The sequence below is a fragment of the Bradyrhizobium sacchari genome (genome assembly GCF_002068095.1).
Classification (GTDB): Bacteria; Pseudomonadota; Alphaproteobacteria; order Rhizobiales; family Xanthobacteraceae; genus Bradyrhizobium; species Bradyrhizobium sacchari.
The window spans coordinates 106,753-117,603 of record NZ_LWIG01000059.1 but is presented as its reverse complement, the minus strand read 5'-3'; the positions used below and the strand labels follow the sequence as shown (position 1 = coordinate 117,603).

At 60.5% G+C, this 10,851-nt stretch carries 8 protein-coding genes; 7 read left to right on the top strand and 1 reads right to left on the bottom strand.

The genetic code is table 11. The features are described from left to right. The first annotated feature begins 1,139 nt into the window (after positions 1-1,139). The 7 genes from sfnG to A5906_RS36350 all read left to right on the top strand — a co-directional run bounded on the left by sfnG (position 1,140) and on the right by A5906_RS36350 (position 8,571). The gene (gene sfnG / locus A5906_RS36380) at positions 1,140-2,246 is read left to right on the top strand and encodes a dimethylsulfone monooxygenase SfnG (RefSeq protein ID WP_080139960.1); all 1,107 of its coding nucleotides are present in this window, start codon (positions 1,140-1,142) and stop codon (positions 2,244-2,246) included. 118 nt (positions 2,247-2,364) lie between these two features. Beyond that, the gene (locus A5906_RS36375; protein WP_245327099.1) at positions 2,365-3,192 is read left to right on the top strand and encodes an ABC transporter ATP-binding protein; all 828 of its coding nucleotides are present in this window, start codon (positions 2,365-2,367) and stop codon (positions 3,190-3,192) included. Next, positions 3,192-4,082 carry a branched-chain amino acid ABC transporter permease gene (locus tag A5906_RS36370; RefSeq protein WP_080139959.1) on the top strand — a complete coding sequence of 297 codons (891 nt, stop codon included), beginning with the start codon at positions 3,192-3,194 and terminating at the stop codon, positions 4,080-4,082. The genes A5906_RS36375 and A5906_RS36370 overlap by 1 nt, the downstream gene beginning before the upstream one ends. Positions 4,083-4,085: 3 nt before the next feature. Beyond that, a complete protein-coding gene (locus A5906_RS36365; protein ID WP_080139958.1) occupies positions 4,086-5,132 on the top strand; it encodes a branched-chain amino acid ABC transporter permease in 1,047 nt (348 codons plus the stop codon). A gap of 38 nt (positions 5,133-5,170) precedes the next feature. Continuing rightward, the gene (locus A5906_RS36360) at positions 5,171-6,490 is read left to right on the top strand and encodes an ABC transporter substrate-binding protein (protein ID WP_430642446.1); all 1,320 of its coding nucleotides are present in this window, start codon (positions 5,171-5,173) and stop codon (positions 6,488-6,490) included. 68 nt (positions 6,491-6,558) lie between these two features. Next, positions 6,559-7,353 carry an ABC transporter ATP-binding protein gene (locus tag A5906_RS36355; protein WP_080139956.1) on the top strand — a complete coding sequence of 265 codons (795 nt, stop codon included), beginning with the start codon at positions 6,559-6,561 and terminating at the stop codon, positions 7,351-7,353. 21 nt (positions 7,354-7,374) lie between these two features. Continuing rightward, entirely contained in the window at positions 7,375-8,571 is a 1,197-nt protein-coding gene (locus A5906_RS36350) for an acyl-CoA dehydrogenase family protein (protein ID WP_080139993.1), read from the top strand. A gap of 1,058 nt (positions 8,572-9,629) precedes the next feature. Here the strand turns inward: A5906_RS36350 and A5906_RS36345 are convergent. Beyond that, positions 9,630-10,569 (bottom strand): IS630 family transposase gene (locus A5906_RS36345; protein ID WP_430642445.1). Its coding sequence is split into 2 segments (ribosomal slippage): positions 9,630-10,232 and positions 10,234-10,569, totalling 939 coding nucleotides; the frame shifts between segments, so codons are not numbered across the junction. Positions 10,570-10,851 lie beyond the last annotated feature (282 nt).

Here is a 10,851-nt window from a genome sequence, read left to right as displayed (position 1 = left end):
CATATGCTGCTCAGCAATTTTCGGCGCTAGCTCGCGCAGGTAACTGAACGGCCGCGCGATAACGCATGGGACTCGTACCAATTCGCTGTCTGAAATGATGTCTCAGCGCGTCAGCCGAGCCGAAGCCGGCCGCGACCGCGATGCCCTCGATTGGGAGCATTTAGAGGCTCTTGATCACACGACGGTAACCCGAGATCACCTTCGGCAATTTTCGTTATCCCAAGCAATCCCTGCGGAGCGATTGCTTATCCCTCGTGACGAGCGAATTGCTCGACCTCGGCGTTCCAGCCTGACCATGCGGATAGGGAACCTGCTTCAGTTGTTTGGATGCTGTCCAGAAGATCACATTCGAGCAAGGTCTTTCAGATACCTGGCGCGCGGACGCCGAACATCGTTGAGCAGCCACCAAGGAGCAGGATCTTCCGATCGCGATCGATACTATTGCAGCACTCTCATCTTCTTACCCGTGAGCAGTCAAACCGCGCGGTGCAAAGTGTGCTTGCATGGTCGACTGTAGAACAGTGTCCGTTCATCAAAAATTGCAAATTCAAGCTGTTTAGCGATTTTGGGGCACTTGGTCTCAGATGCCGGCGAATGCAATACAACTATTCCCAAGATTGCCGATGTCGCACAATCAAGTGCCAAGATGACCATACTGGAGCGCCCAAACGGCCGCGACCTTTGGAAAAGCCTCTTTGCGTTGATGCGATGATCAGCCTCACCTTCACAGCAACAAACGATGCGTGCGCGACGAAAAAAAGGAAGCAGATTATCTGCGCGCGACGAAAAATAGTTCGTCTTGGACTCGCACCGTCGAGGAATCTCTGAGAGGATTGATCATCAGGCGATGGTGCCATTCAGGAGCGCTGATGATGCGCAACAACATCTTCGGCAGGATGAGGCATTCGATTATGCGCGAGCTTGTCGATCAGTTGTGTCCGTGTCGATTTTGAGTGGCGTCTCAATTCGCAAGAACCATCTGGCCTGAGATCGCTCTAGCTCCTCGAAATCAATAGCGCAAACCGTAGCTGCACAGCAGTGTCGGCGTTCGCTCGTCTTGAGCGGCGTGGTCGCATGGCGCTGCGCGCTCATGCCGCCGCCTGCTCGCAGTAAGTGTCATTCTCAAGGGACAAACCAGGATGTCTGTGAATAACGAACCGGTTAAATTCGCCTACTGGGTGCCGAACGTATCCGGCGGCCTTGTGATTTCTTCGATCGAGCAGCGCACCAGCTGGGACATCGACTACAATCGTAAGCTCGCCCAGATCGCGGAAAAGGCAGGCTTCGACTACGCGCTCAGCCAGATCCGTTTCACGGCGGGTTACGGAGCCGACAAGCAGCATGAGCCGGTGAGCTTCTCGCACGCGTTGCTCGCCGCAACCGAAAAGCTGAAGGTCATTGCTGCCCTTCTTCCGGGCCCTTGGAATCCGGCGGTGGCGGCAAAGCAGATTGCGACGATCAGCCAGCTCACCAATGGGCGCGTTGCCGTCAATATTGTATCAGGATGGTTCCGCGGCGAATTCCATGCGATCGGCGAGCCGTGGCTTGATCACGACGAGCGCTACCGGCGTTCGGAAGAGTTCATCAACGCTCTACGCGGGATTTGGATGCAGGAGAGCTTCACGCTCAAGGGAGACTTTTATCGATTCAACGACTACTCGCTGAAGCCGAAGCCGCTCGATCCGCTGCCCGAAATCTTCCAGGGCGGCTCCTCGCGCGCGGCCCGCGACATGGCCGCCCGGGTTTCCGACTGGTATTTTACCAACGGAAATACGCCGGAGGGGCTGAAAGCGCAGGTCGAGGACATTAGGACCAAGGAGAAGACCTTCGGCAAGAGCTGGCGAACCAAAATCGGCATCAATGCTTTCGGCATCGTTCGTCAGACGGAGAAGGAAGCCAAGGACGTGCTGCAGGAGATCCTCGACAAGGCGATACCCGATGCGGTGCGCGGCTTCCACCACGAGGTCCAGAACGCCGGCAATGCCAGCCCCGAGCGCGAGGGCAACTGGGCCAAATCCACCTTCCAGGATCTCGTTCAATACAATGATGGCTTCCGCTCGAACCTGATTGGCACGCCGCAGCAAGTCGCTAATCGGATCATCGAGCTCAAGCAGGCTGGCGCCGACCTGATCCTGCTCGGGTTCCTGCATTTCCAGGAAGAGGTCGAGCATTTCGGCAAGCATGTGATCCCGCTGGTCCGCGAACTCGAGGCAAGAACGCCTGTACGCGTTCAGGCCGCCGAATAGGCGCAAAGCGAGAGGCAGCCACGTGACGGCGATTGCGACAGGGGCGCGCGTGTTTCGTCTGGAGGACAGTCCTCCACACCGATGCGCCGATGCATCGGGCGGACAACGCGAGGAGGCGCTGGAGGGACGCGCGGAGCACGCTGCCAAAACCCCCGTACGGCCAGCGCTCGGACTTGCGCACATTTCGCTGACATTTGGCGGCGTAGCAGCGCTACGCGAGGTCGATCTGGACGTCGCGGAGGGCGAGATCCGTGCAGTCATCGGGCCGAACGGCGCCGGCAAGAGCTCGCTCCTCAACATCGTCAGTGGGCTTTACCGGCCCGATCGCGGTGAAGTGTGGTTTGGCGAGCGCTCCTTTCGCGAGGTGCCGACCTCGAAGCTGGCAGGCTTAGGCGTGGCGCGGACGTTTCAGAATCTGGCGCTCTTCAAGGGGCTTTCCGTCTTCGACAATGTGCTGATGGGGCTGGCGCATCGCGTGCGTGCGGGGTTTTTGCAGCAGATCGTCGGCTCGCCACTGGCGCGGCGGATAGAGGCGGAGAATCGCGCGGCCGCCGAAGAAGTGATCGGCTTCCTGCATCTTACCGAAGTTCGTGACCGCCTTGCCGGAACGCTGCCTTACGGAGTGCAGAAGGGGGTCGAGTTGGCGCGCGCCCTTGTTACGCGGCCGAAGCTCCTGCTGCTGGACGAGCCATTCGCGGGCGTGACTCTCGCCGAGAAGCGGGAGCTGTCGCAGCATGTGCGCAACGCTCGCGACAGTTTTGGCACAACAATCGTCCTGATCGAGCATGACATCGGCGTGGTGATGGGGCTGTCCGATCGCGTGGCCGTACTCGATTACGGACGAAAGATCGCGGACGGCACGCCCGCCCAGGTCCGCACCGACCCTGCGGTGATCGACGCCTATCTCGGCGTCGCGCATGAGACCGATACGGAGTTTGAGATCTGATGTTCGATTACCAGTTTCTGCTTGAGGTGCTGATCGGCGGTCTGCTCTCGGGAGTGATGTACTCCCTGGTCGCAATCGGGTTCGTGCTGATCTACAAGACCTCCGGCGTACTCAACTTCGCACAAGGCGCGATGTTGTTGTTCGCTGCCCTGACCTTCGTCAGCCTGGTCGAGCGGGGCGCGCCATTCCTTGCTGCACTGGCCGCGACGCTGGTCATCATGGTCGTGCTGGGCATCGCCACCGAGCGCTTGGTGCTGCGGCCACTCGTCAACCAGCCGCCGGTCACCCTGTTCATGGCGACCCTCGGGCTCTCCTACGTTATTGAGGGCGCAGCCCAGCTTCTTTGGGGCACGCAGGTGCATGGCCTCGACATTGGCATCAGCGACGCGCCGTTCGAGGTGGCGGGCGTGCTGATCAGCCGGTTCGACCTGTTTGCGGCAGCGGTCGCCGGCAGCCTGGTCGCGCTGTTTGCGCTGTTCTTTCGCTACACCCGCACCGGGCTGTCGTTTCGCGCCGTCGCCGATGATCAATTTGCCGCGCTTGCGGTCGGCCTGCGGCTGCCACGGGTCTGGGCCGCGGTCTGGATAGTGGCGGGAATCGTTGCCCTGGTCGGTGGGCTCCTATGGGGCGCGCGGCTCGGCGTGCAGTTCTCGCTGTCGCTCGTCGTCCTGAAGGCGCTCCCAGTCTTGGTCCTTGGTGGGTTCGATTCGATCACGGGAGCGATCGTCGGTGGTCTTTTGGTGGGCGCCATCGAAAAACTTGCCGAGGTCTATGTCGGACCGCTCTTTGGCGGCGGCATCGAGGCCTGGGCCGCCTATGTCGCGGCACTGGCGCTCCTCTTGATCCGGCCATCGGGCCTGTTCGGGCAGAAGCTGGTCGAGAGGGTGTAAATCATGCCGACTCTCATCTCCGCCAAATCGAACTGGTTCTCCAGCGAGGCGCTGTGGATCGGGCTTGTGATTGTGGCCGCCTACGGCATCATTCCGCTAGCGGGAACAGACTATCTGCTCGACGCGGTGCTCACGCCGTTTCTTGCGCTGTCGCTTGCTGCCGTCGGGCTCAACGTCCTGACCGGCTACGCCGGGCAGGTCTCGCTCGGCTCTGCCGCCTTTCTCGCTGTCGGCGCCTACGCCGCCTACAATCTTCACCTTCGCTTCCCGGCATTGCCGCTGCTCATCGATCTGGTGCTGGCCGGAGGCGTTGCGGCGGCCATCGGCATCGTATTCGGCCTGCCGAGCCTGCGGCTACGCGGATTCTACCTCGCCGTATCGACGCTCGCCGCGCAATTCTTCGTGCAGTGGGCGCTGACCAAGTTCAGCTGGTTCTCCAACGACAATCCATCCGGGGTGATTGACGCGCCGACTCTCAGTATCGGCGGCGTCGCATTCACGAGCCCCGCTGAACGCTACGTCTTCACGCTGACGGTCGTGATCGTTCTGACCCTGCTGACGCTGCGCCTCCTGCGTTCCCAATCCGGCCGCAACTTCATCGCGGTACGCGATCACGAGATCGCGGCACGCGTGATCGGCGTGCCGCTGTTGCGCACCAAGTTGCTTGCGTTTGCGGCCTCGTCCTTCCTGATCGGCGTCGCCGGCGTGCTCTGGGCATTCGCATATTTGCGCACGGTCGAGCCGGCCGGCTTCAATCTGGATCGCTCGTTCCAGATCTTGTTTATCATTATCATTGGCGGCTTGGCCTCGCTGCGGGGCTCCTTCATCGGCGCTGCCTTCATCGTTGTGTTCCCGCTCCTGCTGTCCCGGATCGGTGCCGCGTTGCTCGGCAGCGTGTTCGATTCGGGTGTTCTGGAGATGAGCCAGCGCATCGTGATCGGTGGGCTCATCATCGTTTTTCTGAGCGCAGAGCCGCGCGGGCTGATCGCGCTGTGGGACCGCGCCTGGGCCGCCATCCGGCCTGCCAATCGCTCACTGCTTCCGTCTTGAGATTTTTGCAAAACCCAAAGGAGCTTGCAATGAACGTGATGAGACGTCTGAAGGTGCTGGCTGCGGCACTCGCCGTAGGCCTTGCCAGTACGTTGGCGGCGCGCGCCGACGAACAGTTCTTTCCGCTGCAAAGCTACCGTGTCGGACCCTATGCCGCTGGAGGAACCGGGTTTTTCGGGGGCTTCATCGACTATCTGAACCTAATCAACATCCGCGACGGCGGCATCAACGGCGTCAAGCTCACCTGGGATGAAGGTGAGACCCAGTACGAGGTCGAGCGCGGCGTCGAGGTTTATGAGCGGCTGAAGAGCCGTCCCGGGATTGCGGCCTGGAACCCGCTGTCGGTCGGCATTGCTTATGCCATGATCGACCGGATCAGCAAGGACAAGGTGCCGTTGATCACCATCAACCATGGCCGCACCGATTCGACCGATGGCCGCGTATTCCCTTACGTCTTTCCGCTGCTGCTCAATCCCTACAGCGAGACGTCCGGCATCGTGAACTACATTGCCTCTAGGGAAGGCGGCGCGGACAAGCTGAAGGGCAAGAAGATCGTCGTGCTCTATCACGGTTCGCCCTACGGCAAGGAAACGATCCCGATCTACAAGCTCTTGGCAGACAAATACGGCTTTGAGCTGGAGCAGATCGAAGTCCCGCACCCGGGGAACGAGCAGCAATCGCAATGGCTGTCGATCCGCAGGGCGAAGCCCGATTACGTGGTGCTGCGAGGCTGGGGCGTGATGAATCCGGTGGCCTTGAAGACCGCGCAGAAGGTGGGCTTCCCTGCCGATCACATCATCGGCAACGTCTGGTCCAACTCCGAGGAAGACGTCATTCCCGCCGGTGACGCTGCCAAGGGCTACATCGCGATCACGACCCAGGCCTCGGGTGCCGAGTATCCCGTTCTTCAGGAGGTGATCAAGTCCGTCTATGGCGCGAACAAGGGCAATCTTGAGGACAAGAAGCGCATCGGCAGCGTCTATCACAACCTCGGAATCGTAAACGGCATCCTCAATGTCGAAGCTGTCCGGATCGCGCAGGCAAAGTTCGGCAAGCGCACTCTGACGGGCGACGAGGTCCGTTGGGGATTTGAGCACCTCCAGCTCGACCCGGCACGGGTCGAGGCCCTGGGCGCGAAGGGCCTGTTCCATTCGATCAACGTCACCTGGGACAATCACGAAGGGGACGGCCGGGTCACTTTCCAGCAGTGGGATGGCAGCAAGTGGAAGGTCGTCTCGGACTGGATCGCGCCGGATTGGGCGGCCCTGAGGCCCATCATCGAGAAGTCGTCGGCCGCCTATGCCAAGGAGCACAGTATCAAGATCCGTGCCTCCGGCGATGATCAGGTCGGCCAGTAGCGGAAAAGCAAAGCTTTGGTCACTGCGGGAGCCTCGGCTTCCGCAGTTCTCACGGGGTGAGTCCGGTCATGAGTGACGTTCTGCTTTCGGTCGAAGGGCTTGCGGCAACCTACAACCATGCCAATCGCGCGGTGAGCGACGTGTCGTTCACCGTCCGGCGCGGTGAGATCGTCGCCGTCCTCGGCGCAAACGGGGCCGGGAAGTCGACGACCCTCCAGGCGATCTCGGCGCTGCTGCCGGCTCGGCGCGGCCAAGTGGCGGCCGGGCGGCTTCTTTTCGACGGCCGCGACATCGTGTCCGCATCGCCCGCGAACCTCGTCCGGGCCGGGATCGTTCCGGTGCTCGAAGGCCGGCATTGCTTCCGGTCGCTGACGGTCGAGGAGAACCTTATCACCGGCGCCATTGGCCGCGATGCAAAGTCTCGCCTAATCCGAGCCGACCTTGAAGAGATCTACGAGCTTTTCCCGCGACTGAAGGATCACCGCAGCTCGATCTCAGGCCTTACCTCAGGCGGCGAGCAGCAGATGACGGCGATCGGTCGCGCATTGATGTCGCGGCCACGACTGCTGGTGCTCGACGAGCCGTCGATGGGGCTCGCGCCGCTTGTCGTCGAAGGCATTTTTCGTGCGCTCAAGCAGCTCAACGGCGAGCAGGGTCTCTCGATCCTCGTCGCAGAACAGAATTCGACGGTTGCGCTGCGCTTTGCCGACCATGCCGTCGTGCTCGAGAACGGCCGCAGCGTACTGTCCGGCTCGTCAGTCGAATTACGCAGCCGCGACGACATCAAGGCTCTTTACCTCGGCGGTTCGCCGCAAGCTGACGTCGCCGAGAAACCGCTTATCCATGCCGTTGCAACACTTTGACGAACACAGGGGAGAATGACCATGGCTAACGACAATCTGGCACGCAAGATCGATTCCGACGTTTATTCCCGGCTGGATGCCGCGATCGATGCGACCGTCAAGGTTAACGCAGACCGCAATGATCTCGAAAGCCGTTTTCCGAGAGAGAATCTGAGGGCATTGGCGGAAGCCGGCTGGACCGGCGTGCTGAACGAAACGCGCTTTGGCGGCCTTGGTCTTGGCCATATTGATTTTGCCGAAGCCGCTTACCGCATCGGACAGGCCGATGCGTCGACCGGCCTCGTCTACGTGATGCATGTCGGCGCGGCTCAGACGATCAGTCTCTTTGGTAACGACGAGCAGAAGGAGCGCTGGCTCAAGGCGAACAATGGCGCTCTCCTTGGTACATACTCGACCAGCGAACGCGCCACCGGTGGTCACTGGTGGTATAACCTCTCGGAGGCATCGCGCGATGGGGACAATTATCTCCTCAACGCCGAAAAGTCGTTCACGACAAGCTCCGGCCAAGCTGATTTCTACGTCGTGCAGACGCGTACCCCAGGCGCCAAGGACCAGACCGACATCGTCTTCTTCATTGTCGACGGCAAGTCCGAGGGGATCGAATCCAAGCCTTGGGATGCGCTCGGTGTTCGCGGCAATCACTCAGGTCCTATCCGCTACCACAACGTACGGGTGCTGCGGCGTGATCGGCTCGGCACCGAGGGGCAGGGGAAGGAGATCATCTATAATGGCGTATCCCCGGTCTATCTGATCGGCCTCGGCGCGGTTTGGGAGGGCGTCGCCCGCGGCGCGTTGAACGCAGCCGTCAAGCACGCCACGAATTTCGTGCACAAGGATCGAAACAAGAGCCTGTCGGACTACCAGGCGATCCGGCAGGAGCTCGGTGCGGCCAAGGTCCTGGTCGAGACCTTGCGGCCGTGGCGCCTGGAACTCGCGGCAAGGCTGGATGAACTCTGGCGAGCCGGCAAGCCGCAGAGCGAGATCCTGATTCCTCTGACCGAGTTCAAGGTCCATGCCGCCGAGGTTGCGAACAAGGTCGCTGCGGCGGCGCTCACGGTCACGGGAGGTTACGGCTATCATCGCGGACCCATCGAGCGCTTATTCCGCGACGCCCGGGCAGCTATCGCCATGGGACCGTCAAACGTGATTGCTCGCGACTGGATCGGTAAGGCATTGGTCGGCCTGCCGCTCGAGCTGTTCTACGAGGGCGGAGAATAGGCTGAACTTCGCAGGGCCGGCGGGGTGCTGGCCCGCTCGCTCGGGGCCAGCGACACCTGCCGCTTCGGAAGTGCGACTTCGTGCCGTTCTGGATCCTTCGCCGGAGGGGTACCTATTGCACAGTGCATTCGGAGCCAGATACCCACGGTGTAGAGAGAGTTCGCTTGCCGTGAAGGGCCGAAATCAACTGATGCGCAAATTTTCTGCGGAGACTTTGGCGGCCTCGTCTGTCTTGAGCCTTCAAGCTAATATGAGCTCCCTCCATAGACGCGTGCAATCTTGTCGCCGCACGAAACGACATCGTTGCCGCAATGAGCTTCGCAGAACGGTCAGGCCGACCAACCTTCCGCCCTCGGCTGCTTCCGCCGCCGATGCCGTCGACCGGCGTTGCCGCCTTGCGTCTATCTCGTCGATATCCGCACGGCGCTTCGCCAGGCTAGCAGAGGTGCAGTGAGACAACATCTCCAGCAATTTCTTTGAATTCGACCGCGGACTGGCGAAGCCAAATCCTAAAGCTGCCCTGGCGAGTACCGCTTTGATCCCGTCCGCCACCTCGATAATTCCATTTCCTTGTAGAGTGCAGAAGGACCAGCCGAGACAGCCTTAGTTTGCCAAATGACGCCTGCTGCATACCCAAATTGCAAGCGGGCCTCAACTGCATGCAGCCAAGAAGCCGGGTCCAAAGTTCAGGATCCTGTCGCCACCAATAATGGCCATTTACGTTGGGCATTACGCAGAGCGGACCGACAGCGCTAAGGTCGCATTGGTCCGCTTGTGAGTCTTCCTATTTTGCGAGGTAGATCCCTCCCGCCTGCTTGTGCAGGCAGTTCCATAGTGGATACCTACTTCCTTAACGTGTAAGACGCGATTTTCGCCGCCGGCTCGATTGCCAGGCAGTCCACATTGCATCAATTGCGAAGGTTGGTATCGTCTGACACGACGCGCCCTTCGTGCTCGTTCCCTCCGCTTGTCCCGATGGATGCCAGGACTATTTCAAGGAGCGGCTTTGCTTACAGATAGAGCAACGGGTTAAGCGTTTCTGCTAAAGCATGATGGCATTAGGTTCGATATCCTGAGTTTTTGAGGTAATTGGCGCATTCGTCGGAGCTGAAGGCATCGAGTGCGTAGCCGATTGCGGCGCAGACCGCGTCGACAGTTCGCGCGGCGGCCTTTCGGAGCAGATGCTTTAGCTTGGCAAAGACCTGTTCGATCGGGTTCAGGTCGGGCGAGTATTTCGGCAGGAAGAACAGTTTGGCGCCGACCGAACGGATGAGCTGACGAACTGCTTTGCTCCGGTGGCTGCCGAGGTTATCCAAGACGACGATATCGCCAGGTCGAAGGACGGGCAGAAGAACCTTCTCGATATAGGTGCGAAAGCTCACGCCATCGATCGGCCCTTCGATGAACCATGGCGCATCGATCCGGTCATGGCGCAGGGCCGCCAGGAAGGTCATGGTCTTCCAGCGGCCGTGGGGAACCTTGGTGTGAAGTCTGTGTCCGCGCGGCGCCCATCCCCGCAAGGGGGCCATATCGGTCCTGGTCCAGGTCTCGTCGATGAAGACCAGCCGCTCAGCTTCGACGCGACCTTGATACTTTGCCCACTGGGCTCGCCGCCGCGCCACCTCGGGGCGATCGCGTTCGCCAGCCGCCACGCTTTTTTTTGAAGCTGAGCTTCTCGGCATGCACAAAGTCCCACACCGAGTGGTAGTCGACCTTCAGGCCGCGTCCGGCGAGCTCGGCAACGAGCCCGCGTATGGTGAAATCGCCGTCCTTGATCCGTCGCGACAGCCAGACCGCGTGGTCTCCCGAAACCGCCTTCGGCTTGTGACCGCCCATCTGGCCCGGCTCGACGCTGCCGGTCTCATCGACCCGCTTCATCCAGCCAATGGCCGTGCTGATCGCGACCCCAAACTGCTTGGCTGCCTGATTGCGGGACATCCCGCCCTCGATCGCGGACACGACACGCTTACGGAGATCCAGAGAATAAGGCTTGCCCATCCATGCTGGCCTCCAACCCAGCCAGCATGGTGAATCAGAAACTCACTGATTTGGGAATCCCAAATCGATTCAACCTAACCCCATCCCGCTTTAGCGTCGGCTCCGAGACTGTGTGCTTGAAGCGGTATCGCCGTCCCAAGCGCCGCAAGGCGAGGAGGCGACTACCGCAAAGGATGGACACGAAAGGTGCAGATGGCGGTTCAGAAAGCGCGGTGCTAACCAACTATCCTGTCGCGGCCATTACCCACAAAAAGCAGAGATCGTGGGGCGATTGCGCAAAAA